The sequence below is a fragment of the Stieleria magnilauensis genome (assembly GCA_007753675.1).
Classification (GTDB): Bacteria; Planctomycetota; Planctomycetia; order Pirellulales; family Pirellulaceae; genus Stieleria; species Stieleria magnilauensis.
Window position 1 is genome coordinate 7600943 of sequence record CP036432.1, and the last position, 26746, is coordinate 7627688.

Annotated in this window: 18 protein-coding genes; 12 read left to right on the plus strand and 6 right to left on the minus strand. The window is 59.4% G+C overall.

The annotated features are described in order from the left end of the window. Positions 1 to 75 precede the first annotated feature (75 nt). From TBK1r_RS27065 to TBK1r_RS27080, 4 genes are all read left to right on the plus strand, one after another. On the plus strand, positions 76 to 1065 hold the full coding sequence (locus TBK1r_RS27065; RefSeq protein WP_145217963.1) for a hypothetical protein: 990 nt from the start codon (positions 76 to 78) through the stop codon (positions 1063 to 1065). Positions 1066 to 1068: 3 nt separating this feature from the next. Next, positions 1069 to 1980, plus strand: a complete 912-nt coding sequence (locus TBK1r_RS27070) for an ion transporter (protein ID WP_145217964.1) — start codon at positions 1069 to 1071, stop codon at positions 1978 to 1980. A gap of 173 nt (positions 1981 to 2153) precedes the next feature. After that, a complete protein-coding gene (locus TBK1r_RS27075) occupies positions 2154 to 3572 on the plus strand; it encodes a PQQ-binding-like beta-propeller repeat protein (RefSeq protein ID WP_419580443.1) in 1419 nt (472 codons plus the stop codon). Positions 3573 to 3684: 112 nt separating this feature from the next. Further along, positions 3685 to 4305, plus strand: coding sequence for a phosphoesterase (locus tag TBK1r_RS27080; RefSeq protein WP_145217966.1), 621 nt, complete (start codon positions 3685 to 3687; stop codon positions 4303 to 4305). Positions 4306 to 4521: 216 nt separating this feature from the next. Here TBK1r_RS27080 and TBK1r_RS27085 read toward each other — a convergent pair whose 3' ends face one another. Beyond that, positions 4522 to 6231: an IS1182 family transposase gene (locus TBK1r_RS27085; RefSeq protein ID WP_419580444.1), complete on the minus strand. Its 1710-nt coding sequence runs from the start codon at positions 6229 to 6231 to the stop codon at positions 4522 to 4524. A gap of 564 nt (positions 6232 to 6795) precedes the next feature. Between TBK1r_RS27085 and TBK1r_RS27090 the strand changes: the two genes are divergently transcribed. The 5 genes from TBK1r_RS27090 to TBK1r_RS27110 all read left to right on the plus strand — a co-directional run bounded on the left by TBK1r_RS27090 (position 6796) and on the right by TBK1r_RS27110 (position 15725). After that, positions 6796 to 7962 (plus strand): cysteine desulfurase family protein, encoded by a 1167-nt coding sequence (locus TBK1r_RS27090; RefSeq protein ID WP_145217970.1) that lies wholly within the window; start codon positions 6796 to 6798, stop codon positions 7960 to 7962. A gap of 591 nt (positions 7963 to 8553) precedes the next feature. Then, positions 8554 to 11256 (plus strand): PVC-type heme-binding CxxCH protein, encoded by a 2703-nt coding sequence (locus TBK1r_RS27095; protein ID WP_145217972.1) that lies wholly within the window; start codon positions 8554 to 8556, stop codon positions 11254 to 11256. A gap of 304 nt (positions 11257 to 11560) precedes the next feature. Next, entirely contained in the window at positions 11561 to 13459 is a 1899-nt protein-coding gene (locus TBK1r_RS27100; RefSeq protein WP_145217974.1) for a c-type cytochrome, read from the plus strand. A 154-nt stretch (positions 13460 to 13613) separates the two neighbouring features. Beyond that, on the plus strand, positions 13614 to 15221 hold the full coding sequence (locus TBK1r_RS27105) for a serine/threonine protein kinase (RefSeq protein ID WP_145217976.1): 1608 nt from the start codon (positions 13614 to 13616) through the stop codon (positions 15219 to 15221). A gap of 222 nt (positions 15222 to 15443) precedes the next feature. Next, entirely contained in the window at positions 15444 to 15725 is a 282-nt protein-coding gene (locus TBK1r_RS27110) for a membrane or secreted protein (protein ID WP_419580445.1), read from the plus strand. A gap of 303 nt (positions 15726 to 16028) precedes the next feature. Here TBK1r_RS27110 and TBK1r_RS27115 read toward each other — a convergent pair whose 3' ends face one another. The 3 genes from TBK1r_RS27115 to TBK1r_RS27125 form a co-directional block, all read right to left on the minus strand. Beyond that, the gene (locus tag TBK1r_RS27115; protein ID WP_145217978.1) at positions 16029 to 17153 is read right to left on the minus strand and encodes an aldose epimerase family protein; all 1125 of its coding nucleotides are present in this window, start codon (positions 17151 to 17153) and stop codon (positions 16029 to 16031) included. 36 nt (positions 17154 to 17189) lie between these two features. Continuing rightward, positions 17190 to 18233, minus strand: coding sequence for a galactitol-1-phosphate 5-dehydrogenase (locus TBK1r_RS27120; protein WP_145217980.1), 1044 nt, complete (start codon positions 18231 to 18233; stop codon positions 17190 to 17192). A 104-nt stretch (positions 18234 to 18337) separates the two neighbouring features. Continuing rightward, positions 18338 to 19561: an EamA family transporter gene (locus TBK1r_RS27125; protein ID WP_419580446.1), complete on the minus strand. Its 1224-nt coding sequence runs from the start codon at positions 19559 to 19561 to the stop codon at positions 18338 to 18340. 57 nt (positions 19562 to 19618) lie between these two features. Between TBK1r_RS27125 and TBK1r_RS27130 the strand changes: the two genes are divergently transcribed. The 3 genes from TBK1r_RS27130 (at position 19619) to TBK1r_RS27140 (ending at position 21619) form a co-directional block, all read left to right on the plus strand. Continuing rightward, positions 19619 to 20023 (plus strand): hypothetical protein, encoded by a 405-nt coding sequence (locus tag TBK1r_RS27130; protein ID WP_145217982.1) that lies wholly within the window; start codon positions 19619 to 19621, stop codon positions 20021 to 20023. A 70-nt stretch (positions 20024 to 20093) separates the two neighbouring features. After that, on the plus strand, positions 20094 to 21029 hold the full coding sequence (locus tag TBK1r_RS27135) for a DUF1559 domain-containing protein (RefSeq protein WP_145217984.1): 936 nt from the start codon (positions 20094 to 20096) through the stop codon (positions 21027 to 21029). A gap of 92 nt (positions 21030 to 21121) precedes the next feature. After that, positions 21122 to 21619, plus strand: a complete 498-nt coding sequence (locus TBK1r_RS27140) for a GNAT family N-acetyltransferase (RefSeq protein WP_145217987.1) — start codon at positions 21122 to 21124, stop codon at positions 21617 to 21619. 94 nt (positions 21620 to 21713) lie between these two features. On the opposite strand, the gene TBK1r_RS27145 is transcribed toward TBK1r_RS27140, so the two are convergent. Both TBK1r_RS27145 and TBK1r_RS27150 read right to left on the minus strand, forming a co-directional pair. Next, positions 21714 to 23177 carry a Gfo/Idh/MocA family protein gene (locus tag TBK1r_RS27145; protein ID WP_145217989.1) on the minus strand — a complete coding sequence of 488 codons (1464 nt, stop codon included), beginning with the start codon at positions 23175 to 23177 and terminating at the stop codon, positions 21714 to 21716. Between the two features lie 341 nt (positions 23178 to 23518). Then, a complete protein-coding gene (locus TBK1r_RS27150; protein WP_145217991.1) occupies positions 23519 to 26554 on the minus strand; it encodes a WD40 domain-containing protein in 3036 nt (1011 codons plus the stop codon). Positions 26555 to 26746: the final 192 nt, after the last annotated feature.

The window sequence follows — 26746 nt, forward strand, 5'->3', positions numbered from 1 at the left end:
GGCGGAAAGCCTCGCCCGCTGCGTTGATCCACCACTCACTCTCCACCCGATCCTTCACGAACGATCTGAATCGATATGTCACACACAGCACGCAGCACCAAAGCATTGGCCGTCGCCGTTCTCGCTGCCGGGTCGCTCGTCGCCGGCGGATGCACCAGCCCGGCGACTCGGGGCGATTCCAAACTCGCCAACTTTTTCGAAACGCCGGGTTGGATGAAGAAGGCTCCCTGGTCCAAGAGCCAGGACGAGCCGCCGACTCCCTATCCCGGTCCGGTCAAGATGGCGACGACCTGGTCGCCCGATGTGCTGGTCCAAACCGGCAAGACGCCGACGCGTGGTTTCGGCGGACGCTTGTTCTTCTTTGATGAAAAGACGAAAGCGGTTCCGGTCGAAGGCACCCTGACGGTGCACGGTTTCGAAATCGGCGCCGACGGCAAAGACGCTCAGGTCAAGCCGTTTAAGTTCACGCCGGAACAATTCACCAAGCATTTCAGCCAAAGTGATTTCGGCGCCAGCTACAGTATCTGGATTCCGTGGGACGCCGCCGGCGGAGAAGAAAAGCGGGTCTCGCTGGTTCCCACCTTCCAAACCACCGAAGGCAAGATCGTGCAGGGTAGTCCGACCAAGGTCATTCTGCCCGGTCGTAAACCCAACCACGAGTCCGGCGTAGCCAACAGTTATCTGTCGCCCCAGTACCGCGGGCACCAAGATGCGATCGCGCAACATGCGACCCGTCCCAGCGGTCTGGTGACCACAACGATTCGGCGTCATTCCGCATCGCCTGACGGAACAACCACACTGCCCAGCGGTTCGTTGCAAGACCGCGTCAACGCAATCGCAGCGACGTATCGCAACGCGACCGGCGAAGGCAGCACGCCGTTCATCGATGTTCCGCTGACCGCCCCGTCACTGGCCGGTCAGACCCCCGGTAGGGTGTCGACACCCGGCGTGATGCCGGCCAGTGCCGTGATGTCGGACCAGGGGGCCAACCCGGTGCGATCGGCCGGCGCTGCGGTCACTGCACCGCGTCGCATCCAATCGCCCGTCGCAGGCAGCGACAGGTAACCGATGAGCCGACGCCGATCAAAAGCCGAGCAACGTCCCGATGGTCCGCCCTGGCGCGTGACCATGCACGACGTCATCTTTGAATCGGACACGCCGGCCGGTTGGGTGTTCGACGTCGCGCTGTTGCTGGCGATTTTGTTGAGCGTCACGGTGGTGGCGGTCGAAACAATCCCCTCGGTCGCCGAGCGAAACTGGCTGATCCTGGGGCGGTTCGAATGGTTCTTGACCGTCCTGTTCACGATCGAGTACACCGCGCGGCTGGCCTGCGCCCGACACCCGCTGCGGTACGCCGTCAGTTTCTGGGGTGTGATCGATCTGCTCAGTATCTTGCCGACCTACATCGGGTTCTTTTTCGTCGAGAGCGACGCCAACTCCTTCGTCATCCTCCGCAGCATTCGTCTGCTGCGGGCGTTCCGCGTGCTGAAGCTGTGGCGGATGATGGACGATGCCGAAGAGTTGTCACAGGCGATTTGGAAGGCTCGGCACAAGATCATCGTGTTCCTAATCGTCGTCTTGGTCGCCGTGACCATCAGCGGCACGTTGATGTACTTCGTCGAAAACGTGATTCCGCGGATGACGCGGGGAGAATCACCGGCGGACGATTCGGAGTTCATCGCCAGCCAGTTCGATTCCATTCCCCAGGCGATGTACTGGGCCATCGTGACGATGACGACGGTCGGCTATGGCGACATCGTCCCCAAGACCACGATCGGAAAGTTCATCTCCGCCACGCTGATTCTGCTCGGTTACAGCCTGATCATCGTGCCCAGCGGGTTTGTCACCGCTGAGCTGACGTCCAAAAAGTCCGCAGAACCCGCCGGCGAAACGAAGTGTCCACGCTGCACGTCCGCCGAACACCATGGCGAAGCCGTCTACTGCTACCGCTGTGGCGAAAGGCTGACGGCGGAGGGCTGACGGCGGAGGGCTGACGGCGGAGGGCTGATCGGCGCTTGATGGGGCGGACCATGATCGTGGGAAAGGCGTCCAGCTTGCGACGCGGACCTGGCTGGAAGCCCATCCCACTTGGTTTCCGCTCGTTGCTAGACTGGTGGTTTATCAAACCGACGAACCGATCGAAATTGAACCCCATGAAGCCTGTGTTCCGAATCCTTTCCTCCATTCCGCTGCTGTTCTGTTTTTGTAGTTTTGCGTCGTGCGATCAGCCATCGACGACGAAGGTCGTCGGCGAGACGCCGGATGCGACTGCGGCGATCCCGCCGATGGAGCTGGAAGGTTCCGACTGGCCGCGTCTGTTGGGGAAACACTTCGACGGCGTCGCTGAGGTATCCGGCAAGGCATTCGATTGGAGCAAGACGCCGGAGATCGCCTGGCGGCTGCCCGTCGGCGATGGCTATGGGCTCGGCTGCGTCGTCGACGGACGCTACTACCACGCCGACGCCGTACGCAGCGATCAGTCGTCCGGCGGGCGGCAGACGGTCGAGCGGTTGCGGGCGTTTGATCTGAACGATGCCCGTTTGATCTGGTCGGTCGAGCGTCCGCTGGAGTACCGAGACCTGTATGGTTATGAAACCGGTCCGCGAGGGACGCCGACCAGCGACGGCAAATCGATCATCACGTTCGGCTGTGACGGCGAATTGTGCTGTCGTGATCTCGCCGACGGAACGTTGAAATGGAGCGTCTCGACAAACAAAGCCTACGGCGTGGTCCAAAATTTCTTCGGCGTCGGATCGTCGCCGTTGCTGTTGGATTCGATGGTGATCGTTCCCGTCGGTGGCAGCCCCCCGGAAGATCAACAGATCGCGCCGGGGCGACTCGATCGGGTGATCCCCAACGGATCGGCGCTGGTCGCGTTTGATTTGGCCAGCGGAGAGGAGGTTTGGAAATGCGGTGGTGACTTGGCCAGCTACAGCAGCCCTCGCACGATGAAGATCGGTGATCAAACGGTGGTGCTGTTGTACGCCCGCAATCATCTGTTGGCCGTCGACCCTGCACTCGGCAAGGTGCTGTGGAAGGTGCCGCACCGAGCGGACATGCTGGAAAGTGTCAACGCGATGATGCCGGTCGTGGACGGCGATCGCGTGTTCATCAGCGAGTGTTATCAGGTGGGCAGCCAGCTGTTGGAGGTGTCGTTGCTGCAGCCGACCACGCTCTGGTTGGATCCGCCCCGAAATCGTCGCGCCCAGGCGATGCGTTGCCACTGGTCGACGCCGATCTTGGTGGACGGTTTCCTGTATGGCTGCAGCGGGCGAAACAATCCGGACAGCGATTTTCGTTGCGTCGAACTGGCCAGCGGCAAGGTGCAGTGGAGCGACGATCGGGGGATGCGAACGTCGGTCACCCGCGTCGGCGAGCACCTGGTCGTGTTGGACGAATACGGGCGGATCGAAATCGTGCGTCCCAATCCCGAGAAGCTGGAGATCTTGGCGGAATATGATTTCAGCGACCAGATTCGGACCCCCTGCTGGGCGGCACCGATCGTCGTCGGCAATCGAATGCTCGTCCGCGGCGACCGTCACGTCTTGTGCCTGGCGATCCCCACCCGCTGACCGGTCGCCCGGCGGCCGGCATCGGTACACCAATCGGATCGGGCATGTTACGATCGGGCGGTTCCAACTAAACCGCTCGTTGTTATTGATTTCCCGCCCTGCCCAAGCATTCATGTCCACCCACGAAGAACACGTCCTGGTCATTCCCGCATCGGTCATCGACGAGATCGGTGTGATCGACGGATTCGAATCCGACATCGATCGATTCCTCGGACCGATCCTGCAGAGTGACCAATTGTCCTATCGGCCACGCTCGGCGATGGAAGTCGATCCCAGTTTCAAACAATTGATCCCCTACGTCGTCTTGGAATGGACCGACAAGTCGGGCCGACTCCATGTGTTTGCCTACACCCGCGGCGGCGGTGGCGGCGAAGAACGGTTGCACGCCAAACGAAGTATCGGAATCGGTGGGCACATCAGCCGCGAAGACGCCGCCGACGGCAACGACGCTTACGCCACCGGCATGCAACGCGAACTGGCTGAAGAAATTCAATTGGATGCCCAGTACACCGAAACCCGCGAGGGTTTGATTTACGATCCGTCCAACGAAGTCGGACAGGTTCATTTGGGCGTGGTGCATCGGTTTGTGCTCGATTCACCGCAGGTCGCCAGCAACGAAGTCGAGTTGGCCGAAGGCGGCTTCGTCTCCATCGATGAATTGCGCGAGCAACACGAGCGACTGGAGACGTGGAGCCAGTTGGCACTCGATGCGCTGTATGGACAAGTGGGGTAAGCTTCCTGCTTGCCTGGCAGGTTGGGGCACGACAGGTGTTAGCGGAACGGCGCGAGCGGCCTGTCGATTTAGTTCCTGGGGACGGTTGATTCGATTTTGGTTCCGGACGAGGCTTTTATGGTGCTATGCGGGGCATCCAGAGTCGTTGGTAAGCGTGTTGACGGGATCGTGGCGTTCGCTTGTGGCGGATTTCGTTCGAAATGCCCCCTATCTCCCCTAGTTTGCTGTTCCGAGCGATTGTGTCGCCGCGGCGGCGCGCAGCTTCGCCAAGTAACTCATGATTTTCTTCAGATTGAATCCGGTCGCCGCCCAGCGCCATTCTTGATTCACACCTGCGATACCTCGAAGCAGGAATCGCCGCATATCAAGCGTGCTCTTGATCACGGCGAAAGGCGTTTCACCGAAATGCTGACGACGAGAGTAAGCCTCTTTGGCTGCAGGCGTTTCCATTCGCGCACGCTGCCGACGTCGCGCTCCTTCATGCTCATCATGCATCGTCTCGCGACCACGTGGCGGGCCAGGCTTGCGACCACGTCGCTTGCCCGCTCGCTTGTCCGACGAGGTCGCTTCGCTGGACTCCTGGGACGATGCCTCGCTGCTGCTTGCCTCGTCTTTTGGCTTCACGTTCTTGCGACAACGCCCAGCCAGCGTGCAGCCCTCGCATTCAAAACAGGTGTAAACCTTTCGCTGCACCGGAGAGCCGTCGCCATGCGTCGTGTTCTCGGTCGTCCGATGTGAAAGCACTTTGCCTGCCGGGCAGTAATAGCAGTCGTTCGCTTCGTCGTACACAAACGCTGCTTTGTCAAATCGTTTGGTTTGTGGATTAACCGGCAACTGATCAATCTGATCGGCGGCAACGGGCTCAGTCAAATCCGAACGCTCGGCAGGGTTGTTCTCGCGATTGGTTTCGGCAAGCGGGCCAATCAGTTCGATCTGTTTTTCCTCAGCCGCAGTGAGGTTTTTGCCCGTCGTGTAAGCCGAGTCAGCCATGACTCGCTTAATGTCAATTCCAAAGTCGTTGGCCACACAGTCGACGATGGTGGCAAATTCGTGGTGTTCGACGTTGCCGATCAAGACGTCCGCCGCAACGATCAGGCCGCTCTGCGTTTCGGTCGTCGCCATCGGAGTAAAGTTGGCTGCGTAACCACCCTCCTTATTGGGAAGAATGCGACTGTCCGTGTCAGTCTTGGGTAACTGGGCGGGGCCCTTCGTCCCATTTTTCCTGCGGACTTCGTCCATCGCATTGACCGTCTCCAGATGAGCGGCCAGTTGTGAGCGGCGTGACTTCAAGTTGGCGACGGCGGCGGGGAGGCGGTCCGCCGAAACGTCCTGGCCGATGAGATCTGCGTCGCATGCGTCGTTGACTTCGAAGGTTTCCAGGGCCTCATCAATTTGCGCGTCAAGTTCTTCGAGTGCTTTGGCTAATCGTTTGGCCGTCCAAGTCTTGTATTTGTTGGCGTCAGCCAGGATGCGTGTGCCGTCGATGCACAGTTCCGAGAGATTGGCGATCCCCAGGTTGATCGCCAGCTTGACCATTTGTTTGAAGATGCCTTTGACTGCATCACTATTGTTTCGGCGGAAGTCGCTGATCGTGCTGTGATCGATGCGGCGACCGCTGCTAAGCCAGATAAAATCGATCGAATGCTTGAGTTCGTATTCAATGTTCCGGCTGGATCGGATTCGCCGAATCATGGCAAACAGCAGGATCTTTGCCATTACGCTGGGATGGATCGGCGGCTGACCGAATCCGCCGTTGTAGGCCGCCTCCCAATCAGTCCAGTCCATCTGATCGAGAATCTCGTCGACCAAGCGAACGGGATGATCCTGAGGGATGAGTTCCTCCAGGGCGGTGGGAATGAGGACCAGTTGCCCGCGTGGTGTAGGAGCTTCCTGCCAATAGCTGGTCTTGGGTTGTCTCTGGCTCACTGGGCAAGCCTCCCTGCGTGAGAAGTGAATCGCGACGACGATCCGCCAAGAATAGCAAACATCGTGACGATGCCTACTAAGCCACCTCCCCTCGTTTTGTGGATACACTAAACCGACAGGCCGCGAGCCGTCCGGTTTCAGTTTGAAAACACGCTGACAGACCGGAGGGCTCGCGCCCTGCCGCTAACTGTGGCGCTGAGGGTGATAGCGGAACGGCGCGAGCCGTCCGGTTTCAGTTTGAAAACACGCTGACAGACCGGAGGGCTCGCGCCCTGCCGCTTACTGTGGCGCTGAGGGTGTTAGCGGAACGGCGCGAGCCGTCCGGTTCCAGTTTGAAAACACGCTGACAGACCGGAGGGCTCGCGCCCTGCCGCTAACTGTGGCGCTGAGGGTGTTAGCGGAACGGCGCGAGCCGTCCGGTTTCAGCTTGAAAACACCGTCCAAGACCGGAGGGCTCGCGCCCTGCCGCTAACAAGTAACACGCCGATTGGAGTTAAAGTATGTGGTGTTGCGGCGCAGGCCACTTGATCGCAAGCTGGAAGCGTACGCCACTTTGGAGGGTCGATGATTTATTTGGACAATCACGCGACGACGCCGTGTGATCCACGTGTCGCCCAACAGATGATGCCGTGGCTGGTCGAGCATTTCGGCAATCCACACAGCACGTCTCACGAGATGGGGCGAGAGGCTAAGTCAGCGATGGATGCCGCGGTGGCGATGATCGCCTCGCATCTTGGCGTCGCCGCCGATTCGGTACTGATCACCAGTGGGGCGACCGAGAGCAATAACTTGGCGATCGATGGGATCTGCCGCCACCCGCGACAGCGAAGGCGTCATGTGGTCACCAGCACGATCGAGCATCCCGCCGTTTTAGATGTCGTCGCCAGACTGGAAAAGGACGGTTTTCGGGTCACGCGTGTTCCGGTCCATCGCTTCGATCACCCGCTGGCCGGACAGATCGATCTGGAGCAACTGGCCGCAGCGATGGACGATGACACCGCACTCGTTACGGTGCATTGGGCGAATAACGAAATCGGCGTGATCCAACCGATGTCGCAGATCGCCGCCATCGCTCATCAAGCCGGCGCACTCGTCCACAGCGATGCGACCCAGGCGGTCGGGCGGATCGCGGTTGATTTGCAACGCGTCGATGTGGATCTGATCAGCGCGTCGGCCCACAAGTTTTACGGACCCAAGGGTGTCGGCATGCTGACGATGGCCGGCGGGATTCCCGGACGTCGCGTGCGATTAAAACCGATGATCGTCGGCGGTGGTCAACAACGAAATGTGCGCAGCGGCACGATGTCTCCGGCGAACGTCATCGCGCTGGCCACCGCGCTCGATCTGGCCGTCGCGGAATCGGCGCAGGTCGCCCGGCGGGTCGGTGACTTGCGCGGCCAACTTTGGGACGGATTGCGACAGGGCATCGAAGGCATCTGTCTGAATGGACCGCCGCTCGACTCGTCGATGCGAATGGAGGGCAATCTGAATTGCAAGCTGCCGGGGATCGAAGGCGAATCGTGGATGGCCGCTTGCAGCGACGTCGCGTTCAGCAGCGGGTCGGCCTGCAGCAGCGTCGACGCCAAACCCAGCCACGTGTTGACGGGATTGGGGTTGAGCGAAAGTGAAGCTCGGCGGAGCGTCCGGTTCGGAATCGGGAAATTCAACACGTCCGAGCAGATCGATCGGGCGATCGAGATCCTGGTTTCAGGCTATCGGAGTCTGGTGTGAGCTGGACCGCCGGAGCCGGTGGGCGTTGCGATTGCAGAGCAATTTGCGTCGCCGGGAAATGAGTTTGCGTCATCGACGCCGGCCGTCGTTCTCCCGGGTGTCACAAAACGCGACGGAATCTCATTAAACCGGTGTGAGAATGCGGGATACTCCGCGCAACCGACGATTCTTCGCTACCGTCTTGAGGGTCGACGGTGCATAATAGTGCGGCAAGAATTCAGCGGAGAGCATGCAGGTTGAACTCACGACCGGTCAACGCCTGTTTGACCCAGCGGTGTCACCGGCGTCTCCCCGCCCCCGCGTGCTTGATCCAGTTTGAATGGGTCTGTCACCGCACTGTGTCCGTCACCGTGCTGTGTCGGTTGCACAGTCCAGGCTCTCGTGCAGCCCAGGCTGTATCGCAGCCCAGGCTCTTGTGCAGCCCCTGCTGTGCATGTCGGCGTTCGGTCAGCCATGGCTTGGCCGACGTCGAGACTCCCACCTACAAAAGCTGGATAGAAAACTCAAACGGTGTTGCATCCCGACCGGATGTGGCGCCCCGCTTTTCAATCCCACCGATAGATCTCCATCATCCGACGGACCCTACCGACAATGAAATCACTTTCCCGGAATATCTGCCTGGCTGCTTCGGCGGCGCTGGCCTGTCTGCTGCTTTCCAACTTCACCTTCGCCGCTGATCTGAAACTGCAAAAAGGCGACCACATCTGTTTGGTCGGCAACGCTCTCGGTGAGCGGATGCAGGTTCAAAATGAATGGGAAACGCTGTTGCACACCCGCTTTCCCGAGCTGGAATTGGTGGTGCGAAATCAGTGTTTTCCCGGTGACGAACCCTACACGCGAATTCGTTCGAAAAACTTCGGCGATCCGACCAGCCACCTGACGCACAGCCAGGCTTCGGTGGTGATGTATTTCTTCGGATACAACGAGTCGTTTGCCGGCGAAAAAGGTCTTAAAAAATACAAGTCCGACCTGACCAGGTTGGTCACGGAGACAAAGACGGCGGACTACGGCAAGGGACGCCCGCAAGTCGTCTTGGTGTCGCCGATCGCATTCGAAGGATCGGACGATCCGAATCTTTCCGACGGCAAAGAACAAAATAAAAACTTGGCACTGTATACCGAAGCGATGTCGGACGTTGCGTCGCAAACCGACGTCGTCTTCGTCGATTTATTCACGCCGACCCGGGCGCTGTTCGAGAAATCACCCCAGCGTTTGACGATCAATGGGTTTCACTTGAACGACGTCGGATACGAACGGTTGGCGCCGATCTTGGATCAGGCGTTGTTTGGCAACAAGCTTGCCGCGGCGATCAATCCGGATCTGAAAAACGAAATCGACGACAAGAACTTTCATTGGTTTCACCGCTATCGTGCCGTCAATGGATTTTCCATTTACGGTGATCGTGGCTTGGCGGGACAAGACGGAGACCGCAAGTACAACAACCGCATCGTGATGGAACGCGAACGGGCAATCCTGGACGAGATGACGGCGATTCGCGATGCCCGCATTTGGGCGGTGGCCGCCGGCAAGCCGGTTCCGGAAACCATCGATGATTCGAAAACGTTGCCGTTCCTCAACCCGACCACCAACGTCGGCACGCCGAACGACAGGAACGCCAAAGCTGGGAAACTCGGATCGTTGGAATACCTGCCCGCCGCCGAACAAATCAAATTGTTCGATTTGGCCGACGGGTATGAAATCCAGTTGGTCGCATCGGAAGAGCAATTTCCCGAATTGTCCAACCCGGTCGCGCTGAATTTCGACAGCAAGGGACGATTGTGGGTCGCGACGATGAAGTCGTATCCGCACTGGAAACCCAAGTCTCCGATGAACGACAAACTGTTGATCTTTGAAGACAACGACGGCGACCATGCCGCCGATGTTTGCAAAGTCTTTGCCGAAGGGTTGCATCAACCGACCGGATTCGAACTCGGTCACGGCGGTGCCTATGTGTCTCGCCAGCCCGACATCTGGTTTATCAAAGACACCGACGGTGATGACAAAGCCGACGAGGTGACGCGACAATTGATCGGTTTCGATTCGGCCGACTCGCACCACGGCATCGCGGCGTTCGAATGGGGACCCGGCGGCAACCTGTACTTCGAAGAAGGCACGTTCAAATTCTCGGCCGTCGAATCACCTTACGGCGTGCGTCGTTTGGCCGAGGCCGGGATTTGGAAATACAATCCACGAACCGAACGCCTGGACGTTCACGCCTCGTTCGCGTTCGCCAATCCCTGGGGTTACTGCTACGACAAATGGGGACAAGACTTCATCGGTGATGCATCGCCTGGAAATGCCTACTGGGCCGCACCGATCACCGGGCATGTGGAGTTCCCCAACAAGCATCCCGGCGGAAGCCAACACCGTCGTGTCGCGTCGATGGCCGGCGGAGACCCCAGTTACAAGTTCCCGACGTTCTATCCCAAGCGGATTCGACCGTTGGCCGGATGTGCGATCGTCTCCAGTCGCCATTTTCCCGATGACATGCAAGGCAACTTCCTGGTCACCAACGTGATCGGTGAACGGGCGATTCTGAATCACAAGATCATGCCCGCCGAGAACGGCAGCGGGTTCGTCGGCGAGGAAGTCGAGATGTTGCTCTCGTGTCGCGACGGCAATTTCCGCCCGGTCGATCTTCAGTTCGCCCCGGACGGCTCGCTGTACATCGTCGACTGGCACAACGCCTTGATCGGTCACTTGCAACACAACCTGCGAGATCCCAGTCGCGATCATTCCCACGGTCGCATCTGGCGTGTCACGCACAAGGAACGCCCGTTGCTGGAACCCGCCAAGATCGATGGTGCGACGATTCCCCAGTTGCTGGAATTGCTGAAATCACCCGAAGACCGAACGCGTTATCGGGCACGTCGTGAATTGGCCGCACGCGACAGCGAACCGGTGTTGAAAGCGCTCGACGCTTGGGTGGCCGGTTTGGACGCATCGGATCCCAACGTCGAACATCAGCAAATGGAAGCCCTGTGGATGTACCAAACGCACAATCAGGTGCGGACCGATTTGCTGGACAAGCTGTCGGCTTCGGAGAACGATCGTGCCCGTGCGGCATGTGTCCGGCTGACGTCGCACATGATGCACGCGATCCCCGATCACGCCGATCGATTCGCAAAAGCCGTTCACGATGAGCATCCGACGGTTCGCTTGGAAGCCGTTCGCGCGATCAGTTTCCTGAGCGGAGACGACGCGATCGAAATGGTTCTCGGCGTGCTGGAACACGACATGGACGACTACTTGCAGTACACGCTCGATGAAACGATGCGTCAACTGGAACAGTAGGGCTGGTGATGGAGTAATCCTGTCGGGAGCGAGGGGGGCTTGAAGATAACAAGCCCCGGTTCTCAATCTGGACGGAGTACTACGGCAGTTTTGCCGGTCCAGCCAGCTCAAATCATACCCACCGATGGCAGCGCGAACCCACGGATGACAGGGTGCTGAAAATCCGTGGGTTCGCGCTGCGATCCGTGGGCTCAGTGGCCATTCTCATCGCTCTGCCTCCCGCATCAATCGACATCCCTCGGGATCCGGCGCTCACGCCAACATACCACCCCACACCACCACCAACACCATTCCAAACCAAACCATGCGTTTGCTCTCACGCCTGTTGTTGCTTGTCGTCATCGCGCAGATCGCCTTCGTCGCATCTTGTCTGGCCAAGGACGCCGAGCCACCGACAATCTTTTTGGACAAGTCGCCACGCATCGTCGCGTATCAATTGGGGCGGCTCAACGACGAGCGATTGTTGCTCGTTCCTCGGTCAACGGAGGACAAGAAGTACATCCCGGTCTATGAAGCCATCGTGGGGCGACCGGCGATGGCGGCGGGTATTCGGGACGAAGCGTTTGCGGCGCTGGCCAAACTGAAAGACAGTACGGTTGCGGCGGAAATGCTGGCGACGATCACCAAGTCGAAAATGGACACGCCGGACGCGAGGCGGTTGGTCGATCTGTTGACCGGGCTGATGTTGAAGCGTCCCGCGGCGGAATTGACGGCGCTCCAACCCGTGCTGTCCGAGCTGGCCCGCGATGACGACCCCGCGCTGCGTTCGATCGCGCTGGCGGGACTGATCGTCGCCGGCGACACGGACACGGCGCGATCGATCGCCGATACGGACGCCGACGCCACCATCGCCATGTTGGCCGCAATCCGCAAACTGCCCAACAAGAAATTGAAAGTGGCGCAGCGCGACGACGCAGTGTCCCAATTCGAATCAGCGGATTCGCTCGACGTCAAACTCGCCGCGATCGACGCGTTGTCCCGCATTCCCGCCGATCAAGACGACACCTACCAGCGATTGATCACGCAGGTCGATGATCCGGCAACGCGAGTCGCCGCCTGCCGCGGTCTGATGCGATTGCCACCGTCCGTTTTTCAAGCCGACAGCTCACTCGAGGCAGCCGAAGCCCTGGTTGCGTTCGCCGAAGTCACGCCGGCGGCCGAGCGGACGACCGACGCGTTCATCGATGCGATGCAGTTGGTCGATCGGCTGCTGACGAAGATCCCGCCACAGCAATCCAGAGCATTGCGGATCCGGCTTCGCGAAGTCACCGTCCGGGTCGTGAAGATCGGGACGGTCGAAGAAGAGATGCGTTACGACGTTGCGTACTTCGCGGTCGAAGCCGGGCGTCCGGTGCAGATTCTTTTGGAAAACCACGACCTGATGCCGCACAACCTGGTGATCACCCAACCGGGCGCACTCAAGGGAGTCGCGATGGCAGGGTTGGCGGCCGGCCCCGAAGGCAGCGGCGGATTGCCGTATGTTCCCGATTCTCCCAACGTCATCGCGGCCAGCGAGATGGTTGCGCCAGACAACTCGACACGGATCACCCTGACCGCTCCGTCGGAGCCGGGCGAGTATCCGTATGTCTGCACGTTTCCGCAACACTGGTATCGCATGTACGGCGTGATGGTCGTGGTCGACGACCTGGATGCCTGGAACCAGAATCCGGTCGAACCGGCCAATCCTCTCGGCAGCACCCGCTCGTTCGTCCAAGCGTGGACACTGGAAGATTTCGCCGGCGACTTTGATGCGGACCTTCGCGGCCGATCACCGGAGATCGGCGAGAAAGTCTTCAATGAAGCCTCCTGCGTGGGATGCCACAAGATCAACAACGTCGGCGGCGCGGTCGGACCCGAACTGACCGATACCTACACCAAATGGAAGTCCGATCACCTGGGGATCCTACGCGAGATCTTGGTCCCTTCGCATAAGATCGACAGCAAGTACGCGATGCAGATCATTCTGACCGTCGATGGTAAGACTCTGTCGGGTATCGTGGTCGATGAAAATGACGACACCGTCACGTTGTTGACCAACCCCGAAGCCAAAGAACCGGTGATCATCCTGCAGGACGACATCGAGCTGATCAAACGCAGTGCGACATCGATGATGCCCAAGGCGTTGATGGACCAGTATAGCAAAGACGAAGTGCTGGATTTGATGGCGTACCTGAAATCGGTGGCCGAGGCGAAGGTGGAATAGGCAGCCCTCGGTTGGTGCGGGGCATGCCATCACGGCGAACGTTAAGAGGGCGTGGCCGAATGTGATGCACAGCATCACCTACTTGCTGCGATGCTAAGCGTAGCTGGTAGGGCATGCTGTGCATGCCATCACGGCTTTCAGTTATAGTTGCCCAATGGCCACCGACAAAACCAATCCGAACGACACCCCGATCGAAGGCGATGACGCCTTGGACGAGATCTTGGCGGAGTATCTGCAGCGTCTCGAAGACGGGCAGTCGCCCGACCCGTCGGATTATTTGGCACGCTACCCACAGCATGCCGACGAGCTGTGTAGCTTTTTTCGCAACCATCACTGGATGGGCGAGACGCCGCCGCCGCAGATCCTGTCGCTGTGTGGTCAGGAGATCGGATCGTACCGGATCGAATCCGAGATCGCTCGCGGAGGCATGGGGGTTGTGTACCGTGCGCGTCAGACGGGACTCGATCGCCCGGTCGCGGTGAAGTTGATCAGCAACGGAGTGCTGGCCAGCGAGGAAGAACGCAAACGGTTTCGCATGGAAGCCGAATCGGCGGCCCGCTTGGATCATCCGGGGATCATTTCGATCCATGAAATCGGGACGTGGAACGGCCACGAGTACTTTTCAATGACATTGGTCGACGGGCCGACGTTGCAGCAGTTTGTCAATGACCAGTCATTGGCGGACACCCGCGCCGCCGAACTGGTCCGCGAGATCGCCCGAGCGGTCGCCTACGCGCATCGGGCGGGGATCGTGCATCGTGACCTCAAACCGGACAACATTCTGATCGACCAGGAAGGCCGACCGTTGGTGACCGATTTCGGGCTGGCCAAGTGGAGTCGCGAGGGGACGATGTTGACACGGACGGGACAGGTGTTGGGGACTCCCAATTACATGAGTCCCGAACAGGCGTCCGGTAACGCGGGATCGGGAGTCGCCTCGGACGTTTATTCTCTCGGCGCGATGCTCTACGCACTGATCACCGGCGTGCCACCGCACGAGGGCTCCAACCCGGCCGAAGTGATCCGAAGCGTGTTGCAAGATGAACCGTGTTTGCCACGCAGCTACCGTCCGCAATTGTCACGCGATCTGGAGAACATCTGTCTCAAAGCGATTCGGTACGAACCGGAATGTCGCTACCAATCCGCCGACGAACTGGCCGACGATCTGGATCGCTTTCTTGCCGGTGACACCATCAAGGCGGCCGGCAGCGGTTTGATCGAACGGGTGGCCCGCGAGATCGGACGTGACCAGCATCAAGGTCATTTTATGCATTGGCACGGCACGCTGCTGTTGCTGGGGGTGATCATCTTCGTCACGCACGTGTTGATTTTTGTCTTGCTGCAGATGAATTTTCCACCATCGATCGCCTATTGGATTCCGCGATTGACGATGTTCGCGCTGATCATCGGAACGATTTATCGAGCCCGCGACGGGGCCCTGTCGCCGCGCAGTATCGCCGAACGCCCGGTCTGGTCGATCTGGCTGGGCTACCTGAGCGCATTGGCGGTCATCAATATCTTGTTGGTCATCGGCGGCATCAATCATTCCGCGTTGTTCCCGCTCGCCTCGGCACTCAGCGGATTTGCCTTTGTGGCGATGGCCGGTCACATCTGGGGCGGCTCGGCTCTGGCGGGCATCGCGTTTTTTCTGGTTGCTCCGCTGATGGCCTGGTGGCCTGAGATCGCGCCGCTGCTGTTCGGGACGATGTATCTGGTCGCGATCTTGGCGATCAGCCAGCATTACCGCCGCCAGAACAAATGAATTGGTCTACCGCCGGGCCGGACGGTTTCGGTACGCTGCAAAGTAAGCATCCTGCTCGCCCCAAGTGGGGTAAGCATCCTGCTTGCCATTGGCTGAAGAAGAATTCACAAGCTGGAAGCCGACACCACGCTCGTAAGCTGGAAGCTGACACTACGGATCGCAAGCTGGAAGCTTACGCCACGCTCGCAAGCTGGAAGCTTACGCCACATGAGGGGATGGACGATGGACGCACGATTAATTCGACGATGCCTTTGTGGCGGTTTGGGTCTTGCCTTGACGATGACGGGCCTGACGGGCTGTCAGAGCTTGGTCAACCGCGGCTGGGTGGCTCCGCCGGGGCCGATGAATTACCAGCAAGCCAACGCAGTCGTCCACGACCCCTTTCCACAAGCCGACATCGGTCCGGACGATAAATCCATGCGTCCCCCGGACTACCAGAACCCGTTGGCCTTGCCGGTGCGAAACCAGATGAAAAACCAAGTCACGCCCTGGTTGTTGCCCTAGTGCTCTGGCTACGGTTGATTTTGCGGTAGCCCTCCAGCAATCTTACCGGGCTATCCATCGAAAATTATGCCCACCGATAGCAGCGCGAACCCACGGATGACAGGGTGCAATAAATCCGTGGGTTCGCGCTGCCATCCGTGGGCCCCGTCATCGTTTCGTCGTTCCGCAAGTTGCAGTCTGGCCACCCTATGGGGCCCGTAGGCTCGCGCCAAACGGCTGATCATCGTTTGTTATCAGCCGGTTCGCGCCAGCGCGAGCGGCGCCCCTCAGTGTCGATTGAGCGAGACGCGATTCAAGCTCACCTCAGCGCGTCGAGAACTTGAAGATCGTCTTGGTCGCGTATTCGTCGTCCGGTTTCAGGATCGTCGAGGGGAAGTTCGGCTGATTGGGGCTGTCGGGATAGTGTTGGGTTTCCAGACAAAAGCCGCCGCGGTGGACGTAGCTCTTTCCCGACTTTCCGGTCAGTCGTCCATCGAGAAAATTTCCACTGTAGAACTGAATGCCCGGTTCGGTGGTTGAAATCTCCAGCACCCGTCCGCTCTTGGGTTCGTAAACGGTCGCGGCCAACGTCATCTCGCCGGTTTGGCCGCCCTTGTCCAGGACCCAGTTGTGGTCGTAACCGCCGCCGAATTTCAACTGTTCGTTTTCAGCGGCGATGTCGCGGCCGATCGGTTTTGCGGTTGTGAAATCGAACGGGGTTCCCTGCACGGCCGGGGTCTTGCCGGTCGGGATCAGGGTTGCATCGACGGGGGTGAAACGGCGGGCGTTGATCATCAGTTCGTGGCCCAGAATCGTGCCCTCGCCTTCGCCTTTGAGGTTGAAGTACGTGTGCTGGGTCAGGTTGATCGGCGTCGCTTTATCGGTCGTGGCCGAGTAATCGATTTCGATTGCGTTCTCGTCGGTCAACCGATAGGTCACCGAGCAATTTAGATTTCCCGGGTAGCCTTCTTCACCGTCCTTGGCCAGGTAGGTCAGCGTCACCGCGTTGGCTTCCTCGTCGACGCTTCCGTTCCAGATGACTTTGTCAAAGCCGATGATTCCGCCGTGCAAACTGTTCGGCGGGTTGTTGATCGCCAGCGAGTACTCTTGGTCGTCGATCGTAAACTTGCCTTTCGCGATTCGATTCCCATAACGACCGACGACGGCACCAAAGTAGGGTTTGTCCACGGCGTTGGTGTAGCTGGCGATGTCGTTATAACCGAGTGCAATGTCGGCCATGTTTCCTTCGCGATCCGGGACCACGATGGACATGATGATCGCACCATAATTGGTGATTCGCACCGTCATGCCGTTGGCATTTTTTAGTGTATAGAGCTGAATGTCATCGGCCGTTTCGACTTCAACCGCCTTGCCGACCTGAGGAAGCAACAGGACGGACATCAGGACGAGGCCGAAGCACGGCCGAAGGAGCGCGGAGATTCGTTTCATGATCGGAAGAATTGGGAGGGATAAATTGGGGAGAGACTACGCCGACACGCCCGGTTGAATGACCACCTTCATCGCACCCTTCTCACCGGCATAAAGACGCGAGAACCATTCGGGGCCTTCTTCGAGTGTTGCCGTCGCGGTAATCAACGGTGCGACCTGAATCGCGCCGCTCCGCATCAATTCAATGCACGCAGGGTACTCACCACACGAGGCACATGTGCCAAAAACGTTCAATTCTCGGGTGACGATCGCCTGCAAGGGAACTTCAACACGAGGTGCCAGGTTGCCGACCAGCGTGATCGAGCCGCCTTTGCGCAGGCAGGCGATCGCGGTGTCGATCGTCGCACTGGCGCCGACGACTTCCAAGGCGACGTCGGCGCCGCGGCCACCGGTCAATTTTCGAACCTCTTCGGCGACATCGACCTCGTCGGCCTTGAGTGCCACGTCGGCCCCCAGTGACAACGCGGCGTCCAAGCGGTCCTGGTCCAAATCCACCGCGATCACTCGGGCGCAGCCGGCCAGCCGGATTGCTTGGATCGTCAACAATCCGATCATACCGCTGCCGACGACCACCGCCGTGTCGCCCAATTGAACCGGCGTTCGGTTGGCCGCGTGGACGGCCACCGAGACCGCTTCGATCAATGCGGCATGTTCAAACGGCATCTCTTCGGGCAAGCGGTAGCAAATGTGTTGGGGCACCGAGACCAGTTCGGCGAACGCACCGTGACGGCGGTACTCGCCACACGAGACGCCCAGGACGGTGCGGTTGTCGCACAGGTTGATCTCGCCGCGGCGACAATGAAAACAATCGCCGCACGAAACGGTGGAATCGAACGTCACGTGATCGCCGACGGCAAAGCCGGTCACCTCGCTGCCAATCTCGGCAACGATCCCGGACGCTTCGTGTCCCATCACCAAGGGCGGAATCCGACGTCCGCTGCTGCCGTCGTACCCGTGGATGTCGCTGCCGCAGATGCCACACGCTTTCACTTGAACCAGCAGATCTTTCGGCCCGACCGTGGGGTTGTCCACTTCGGTGACTTCCAAGTGTTTGTATTCGGTCAACAGCATCGCTTTCATGCGTCAAGATCTCGGTCAGGGGGGAGGTGAAACGGATTCGGACCGTTAGCCTAAAAGATAACGGATTTAACGCAATGAGATGCAGCTTGGAGCGTTTGCGAGTCTTATCCAAACAGAATCGCGATCACGACCGAAATCGTGATCAACAGGGCTCCGCCGAGGCGAAACACCATCGTTTTTCGCGATAAATTCGCTTCGCTGCCGCCCCAGATCAACGCCGCCCCCCAGGCCAGCAAGACGCCCCAAATGCCCCGCATCGAATAAACCACGTTCACCCGCGGTGCGTCGCCGAAGGCGGACAGGGTGAAGACGATGCACAACGCCTGTAAACCGATCAGCAGCCCGCCGATCAGCAGGGACCGCCGGACCGCCGGGATCGCAAATTTTTCCCGCTGAAAGCCGACCAAAAAGACGGTCGAGAAGCTCGCGACGAACCAGAACATGATCGGCAAGAAACGCCCCGATGACCACGCCGCGGTCGGCGAAGAGCAGAACCGCTGGACCAGTACGTCGAAGATCGAAAACGACGTGCTGGCAACCATTGCACTGAGAATCGTGTAGCCAATGCGGCTGTGCGTGCCCGACCCCGTCCACTGAACCAGGGCGATGCCGATGGTCGCCAGTGTGGCCGCCAACCAAATCGCCGTCGGCAGACTTTGGCCACCAATCAACGTCGCCAAAATCGCCACCAACAATACTTTGATGCCGAACAGCGGCGCCGCGATCGAAACATCGCCGTGCGTGATCGCAAAAAACGTCCCCATCTGGCCGCTGATGTAAAACACCGCTACGAGCGCCGGTTGCCAGAGCAACCAAACGTTGACCGGTTCGCTTTCGAGAAACCAAAACCCCGAAAACAGCGTCGCCGCCCACAGATTGGCGACCAAGGACACGGTCCACGGATTGGCCCCTTCGAGGGTTGCCCGTTTTAGAAAAAGCAGGCCACAAGCGAATAGAACGCTGGCGGCGAGAGGAAACAGCAGGTGATAGGAGTCGTCGAGCACGGCAGGCTGGGGGTGGCGGAGGGACCGATAGCCTAGCGGACCGGCGGCAAAGGGGAAGTCACGCTGCCGCGGGAGATCGGCAACGACTTGGTGATGCCATACAATCGAGTCATGAAACGCTTCACCGCCGCTGGCATCCCTGTCGTTTGGTCCGCCGTGGTTTGGACCCTGTTGATCGGCTGTACCGGCTGCGGCACGTCCGCGCCGCCGGAACCGGTGGTCGTCATCGATACCCAGTCGGATTTGCGGCACGATCACAAACATCTTCACGGTGATCCGCATCGCCATGACCACGACCATGGCGAGAACTTCAGTGGCGCTCACACGCATCCCCACGCCCATGGCCACCGCCATTGGCCCGCTCCACACGGAGGACACGTCGTGAGTTTGCGCTGGCGGGGCGAGCCGACTTCGGCGAACCAGCCAGCGACGCGTTCCGTTCCATTGGGGCCACATTTGGAGATCGTCGAGGGGTTTCCGGAACGATTGACGGTTCACTTCCTCTCGGAAACCGACGACGGTCGGTGGGAATCCTGGGATGTCGGTCCATCGCCGCCCGTCCTTCGCCTGACCGTCGACACCGACTCATTGACTCTGACTTTGGAAAAAAACGGTCAGGAAGGCGGATACGAAGCAACGTTGCCGCCCCAAATACAGACGCTGTTCGTGGAGGAAGACAGCGAAATCCGGCTCACGGAATGGACGATGGACGCGGCAGGCCACACATTTGACGTTTCAGAAAATGTCGTCTACCGGATGGGTGAACTGGTCGTGGTTGTAGAGTAATCTGTTCAGTCGCTGAGGAAATTCAGCCGCCAGATTCCCCGCCATTGTCCAACTTTGCGATTGAAACGACATGACTCAAGCATCGCCCCGTCGGTCTGCGTTCACCCTGGTCGAATTGCTGGTTGTGATCGCGATTATCGGAATCCTGGTCGGATTGTTGCTGCCGGCGGTCCAGGCGGCGCGGGAAGCCGCTCGGCGCATGTCGTGTCAGAACAATCTAAAACAGCTGGCGCTCGGGCTCCATAATTACGAAGCGACGTTCAAAGTGTTTCCCTCCGGCTACTTGCACAAGCCCGGCCCTCAGGGAACTCCCCTTCAGCCGGCCAACCACATGGGACTGGCTTGGGGAGCGGCGATGTTGCCACAACTGGAACAGGGGCAAGTCGCGGTGTTGTTTGATTACAACCGACCGATTTGGGCCCCCGAAAATCAAGACGCTCGAGAGATCCCGTTGGAAGTGTTCTTGTGCCCCAGCGATACGTATTCAGCCGATGCGTTTGTGATCCGCGACGAGTCGTCCGACCCGATCGAGAAGTACGCGGCGGCCAGTTACGCGGCCAACTGGGGACCTGCCGATGCATCGACCAACCTGGACGATACCCCGACCGCAAGTCGAGGCGTCTTTTATCGCAACAGCCGGACTCGGGTGGCGGCCATCCTCGATGGACTGTCCAACACCCTGGCGTTCGGTGAACGACACAACGGACCGATCCCATTGAGCCAAACGACCGCGGGAGGTCACAGTTCGTTTGAGAACGCTTGGAGTGCGGCGGTTCGTGATATCGATGAACTGGACGACGATCACGGACACATGGTGCTGTTCGAAACCCAATTTCGACCCAACCAGAAAGATGGCGATGACAAAGGTCTCGCCGCTCCCCACGTCGGGCTCTGCCAATTCGCCCTTTGCGACGGATCCGTCCGAGCGATCACCGAGAACATCGACGCCGAACTCTATGACGCCCTGGCGACACGTCGCGGCAATGAGATTATCGAAGAGTTTTAGTGACTCGGCGCGGCTCGGTTTTGCCGTAGGGGACAGCGAGTCCTTGGTTGCTTTTTCCGTTTCTATAAGACGTTGACGATCCGAGGGAGTTGATGGAGGCATTGATCAGGCTTGCGGCGGACTCCGACGCGGCCGCCATCAGCGAGATCTACAACTACTACGTTCGCACTTCCACGTGTACGTTTCACACCGATCCTGAATCGATCGAGGATCGGCTGGCCTGGCTGAGGGCGCACGGCGAGCGGCATCCGGTGACGGTCTACTGTGTCGACGGGACCGTCGTCGGCTGGGCTTCGCTGTCTCAGTGGCATCCCCGCCCGGCGTATTCCGAAACCGCCGAAGTTTCGTTTTACATCGACAGCCGGTGGCATCGACGCGGGATCGGGCGGGCGCTGCTGATGGATCTGATCGAACGCGCGTCCTCCCTCGGGTTTCATGTCTTGATCGGTGGGGTCTGCACTGAGCACGTGGCCAGCATGGAACTTCAGAAGTCGCTCGGTTTTAAGGAAGTCGCCCGATTCACCGAAGTCGGTCGAAAGTTTGATCGCTGGCTGGACGTCGCGTACTTTCAATTGACCCTGGACCAATGAAGCCTGCAGGCCTCGGTGGGGTTGTGTCACGCGCCACTGGCTAACGCGGCGTGCTGAGATGTCAGCGGGACGCGTGAGGGACCGGCGGGTGTTGCTAAACCGGTGATTCCCAGCCCTGGCGATAATCGCGGCGGACCAGTTTGCTCAGGTCATCGCGTCCTTGGATGGTCATCGATCGGGAATCCCACTGCAGTGTTTCATCGGGGTTGCGCTGGGCGATCACGCCTAACAAGATCATCTCGGTCATCGGACCGGAGTGGCCGAAGTGCGATTCGGCTTGATCGATCTTTCCGGAGACCGCGTCCATCCATTCGACGTAGCTGTTTTGTCCGCTGGCCCGCGGCAGCGACGGGGCCGGCCAATCAAACCCATCGATCGACTCGCCCGTTTCCAACACCCAATTGTTGCGGGATCGATTGAAGAACAGTTTGCCAGCGTCTCCGATGATCACGCTTCCATAGCGTGAAAAATCGACGTCCCCCAAGACTTCTTTGCTGGGATGGTTGTACTCGTCACCGTTCTTGATCAATTGCCAACTCTGGCGATCAAATTTGGCGTCGATGTAGCCGTCGTACCAGTGAAACGCGAACCCGTCTTTGGCGGAATACGGTGTCGCATCAAATTCCCATTTCAAGACCGAGTTGATCGGCGGAGAAAGATCGGTGGCGCCGGCCTGGGTGGCCCGAACACTGCGCGCCGATTTGGCATCCATCGCCCAGAAACCCATGTCCATGATGTGGCAGGCCATGTCGCCAAGGGCGCCAGTTCCATAGTCCCACCATCCGCGCCAGGCGAAGGGTGCAATGCGTGAACTGTAATCGACAAACGGAGCCGGCCCGCACCATTGTTGCCAATCGATCGCATCGGGGACGGGCTCTTTTGCGGGCGGCATGGCAAAGCCTTGCGGCCAGATCGGTCGGTTGGTCCAGGCGTGGATTTCTTGGACCTTGCCGACGATGCCCGCGCGGACCAGCTCGACGCAACGTCGCATGTGGTCGTTGGCGTGGGCCTGATTTCCCATTTGCGTTTTGACGCCGGTTCGGGTGGCCAGTTCGTTGAGCATCCGTGCTTCCCAAATCCCATGCGTCAACGGTTTTTGGCAATAGACATGTTTCCCCGCCAGCATCGCCATCGCGGAGGCGTGGAAGTGGTGGTGGTCGGGCGTCGAGACGGTCACCGCATCGACCTTGTCTCCCACGTCGGCCAGCATTTCACGGTAGTCGCGATAGAACGAAGCGTCGCTGTATTGCTCTCGCACGCCGGAAAGTTTTTTCAAACGTGAGGCAGCTTTCTTGTCACCCGGAAGATCCGCCAAACGTCGTGCATCGACGACGTCCACCAGCGATACGACCTGAAACCCTGCCTTGGCGGCACCGTTGATATCTGACAATCCCTTGCCGCCGGCACCGATCGCCGCCAGCGTCGGTTTTTCAAGTTTCTTGTCGGCCAGCGCGGGAAAGAAGTGAAAGCCGGCGGCCGCCCCGAACGTCGCCGCCGCGGTTTGATGAAAGGTCCGCCGAGAGACACGCGAGGGCTTGGGGGATTGTGGTGACGTCATGGGGCAATCCTGTGGAGAGGGAGGGGATCTTGAAGATAACAAATGCCGACATGCCGTGCGTCATCTCGTTCCTCGGCTACGCCATGGGACTCAAGTCCGGACGAAGCACTCGAGCAGTTTTCCCGGACCCACCCTCGCAAAGATTAACCCACGGATGGCAGGGCGAACCCACGGATGGCAGGGTGCAAGAAAATCCGCGGGTTCGCGCTGCTATCCGTGGGCTCAGAGTTCCTTTCATCGCTCCGCAAGCGACAGCCTGCCCCTTCTCACGCTCGACAACCACAACCCTAAATTCAAATTTGGCCGAAGCATGAGAGTTCTGGAAGTCCTCCGTCCGACGGCTACCATTGCCCGGAGGGTTTTAAGCCTTCGGTTTGCCAGACGTGGACAGCGCCGGTCTGTCCGGTGGCAAACACGCGCCCCGCATCGGTGCTGATCCCGAGCGTGAACAGGAAATCGCCCGGGGCTGCCGCCGCGGCGACCGCACCGCCGTTGTTGGTTTCGTGAATCCGCAATTGTCCGTCGGCACAGCTGCTGGCCACGCGTGTGCTGTCGCCCACAAATTCCACCGCGGTGACTTCATCGGGGAATCCGCCGATGGTGCGTTTTTGTTGGCCGGTTTCCACGTCCCATGTCTTGATCGTTCCGTCTGCGCTTCCGCTGGCGATCAGGCGACCGTCCTGTTTCCAGGCCACCGAGAGGACATGATGGGTGTGTCCGTCGAGTGCGCCGACGACTGCTTCGGTCTGCACATCCAACAATCGGATCGTCTTGTCGGCCGATGCGGTCACCAGCAGCCGGTCATCGGGCGAAAAACGAACACACAACACCGAATCACTGTGCAGATCGTCGAACCGACGTAACACGTCACCGCTGGACGTGGCGACGATCAACACTTGTCCTCGGCGACTGGGTGTCCCACTGCCGATCGCGATCGATTGCCCGTCACCGCGAAAATCCAATGACGTCACGCGGTCGGAAATAAGATCGGACTCAAGCCCACCGATCGTTCGCTCAAGTATCCATCGCTGCCGTCGATCAATCATCAGGGGAGGTCCGCTGCGACGATGGACGACCAGCTGATGTTGATCCAGGAAGTAGGCGTCGGCGAGAACGTCGGAGCCTGTGGAGTTGGCAAACTGGATCCGTTCCAGCGGCTTTCCATCGGTCAATTGATAGGTCCGCGCGCCGCCATCGACGTCTACCACGACGACCGACGACTCGTCGTCGGACAACGCGATGGATGCGATCGCGGCGGATTGATTCTGGCGATCCACGGCGCTGGCGTGGCGATGTTCTAGATCCGTCAGACGATTGTTTCGCTTCCGCAGAATCTCTTGGTGCTTGGGCAGATTCGCAGACGCCCGATCACGCGTCTTTTTTGCCGTCACCAAAGCTTGCTCTCGCTCGGCTGCGTCGGCCTGTTTCTTTTCAACCTCTTTCTCCACCGCGGCAAGGGACTCAAGCTGTTTGGTGAGTGTTGCTTTGGCGGATTCGAGTTGCTTGGCCGATTCAGCCGCCGCCGCTTTGGACTTCGTCAGGGTTTCACCGGCGACGGCGCTGGATTGCGTGACGCTGGCCAGTTCGGTTTTCTTTGCTTCGACTTGCTTTGCAATGACCTCGGCGGACTGTTTCGCGGCGGCCAGCATTCGATTGGCTTCGTCGACTTTCGCCTGGGCCAATTGAACTTGCGTGACGGCCGTCGCGGATTGTTGTTCCAGCGGTTGCAACGCGGTTTTCAACGCTTCCATTTGAGCCTGATTCTTGGCGATCAAGGCTTCGGCATCCGCAGCGGCCCGCGTCGCTGCGTCGATCTTCGCTTGGGCCTCGACGATGTTTTTTTCGGTGCCCGCGATCTGCGTGGCCGTTTCGTCTCGCTGCTTGGCTTTTTCATCGAGTTCTCTGACCGCTTTTTCACGAGCCTCGGTCACTTTGGCCAACGCCGCTTCTTCCTTTTCCAGCAATTGATTGAGTTCTTTCGTCTTGCCCTGGAGTGTTTGTAGCCACGACTGTTCGCGTTTGACGTCTCGGTCCAGCGAGGCGATTTGAAGCTGCGATTGGCGGTCACCGAGATACGTCTGCATCAGTTTTCCGTCAGCGAGGTCCCAGCGTTTTGCGATCCCATCGCTACCACCGGTGACGAGCGTCTTTCCCGCTTTGTCGATGGCGAGTGCTTGAATGCTCGAACCGTGGGCAAGTTCAAGCACAACCTTGTCAGACGCTGCGTCGATCAGTTTGACAACGCCCGATGCGGTGCCGACGACCAAGGTGCCGGGAGCGGAAAACGCAATCGAGGTGGCATCGCTGATCGCATCGATCGTTTGCGAGGGATGCGGTTGGTCACCGTCAAACAACCGGACTTGACCGTCAATGCCGAGGGAGGCGACGAAGTTGCTGTCACGGCTCTGTGCGACCGCAGCGATGGCATGATCCAGCTTCAGCCGTGCGATGGATGCTCCGTCTTGAGCACCGTAAATGCCAATGTCTCCGCTTTCGTATCCCACGACCAGTTGTTCGCTTTGCGACCAGGTGATCCCGGCGACCCGTCCAAGACTCGGCAGCGTGTGCCGCAATTCCTGTGACGCGGTCTGCCAGATTTCGACGTCACCGATGGCATTGACGACTGCGACCGAACCCCGGTCGGGGCTGACGGTGGTTGGCCCGGATGCGTGGCGAAGGGCGAGCGGAATGGCGGGCTCGGTCGGTTGTCGTTTCCAGATTCGAACGGTTCGGTAGCCGCCGGTGGCGATGCGATCGGCCCAGGGGGAAAATGCGATGGCTTGGACGACGTCAAAGTCCGCGACGCCGGGCTGGGGAAGGCTTTCGTCGATCAGATTTCCAACGTGCTGACCGGACTGTGCATCGCGCAGTTCAACGCGATTGGCGTGCCCGACGGCGACCAAGCGGTTGTCCGGTGAAACGGCGAGTGAATAGCTGTTGCGAATCGAATCGGGGATGGGTTGCCAATCGATCGCATTGTCAACGGAGTGTGCGTCCAAGATTGCGCCCTCGTTGATCCAGGTCCGCAGCAACGCAAGTTCCTCCGGTGTCAATCGTTTGGCGCCCACCGTGTTGTCGTCCGGTGGCATCGGATCGTCGTCATCGCTGGCGCGCAGATACAACGCACTCGAATCGGGTTGCTTGGCCACGAGTAACGATCCGCTGTCGCCGCCGGCCTGGATCGCCTCGTGTGTCTCCAGCGACAACCCACCCTCGGCTTGTTTGACGCGGTGACAGGCGACGCAGTTGCGTTGCAAGATGGGAGCGATGTCACGTGCGAAACTGACGGACTGGTCTGGATCGGTTTGCTCGGCAAACGCCGCGGAGCCAAGGCAGCAGAGCAAGAAGACGAGAGGCAGCGATGAAGCACGCATCATTGCGGTGTGTGGGGTGGGAGGGAGAGGGAGGGTGTGGGCCTCATGCCGCTGAAGGAGCGTCGTCGTCCCAGGGGTGGGGCCCGAAGGCTGGCGCCAATGCTACTTACTTATACACCAGTCGGGGTGTTTTCTTGTTAGCGGCAGGGCGCGAGCCCTCCGGTCTTTCAAGGTCATACCGGACGGCTCGCGCCG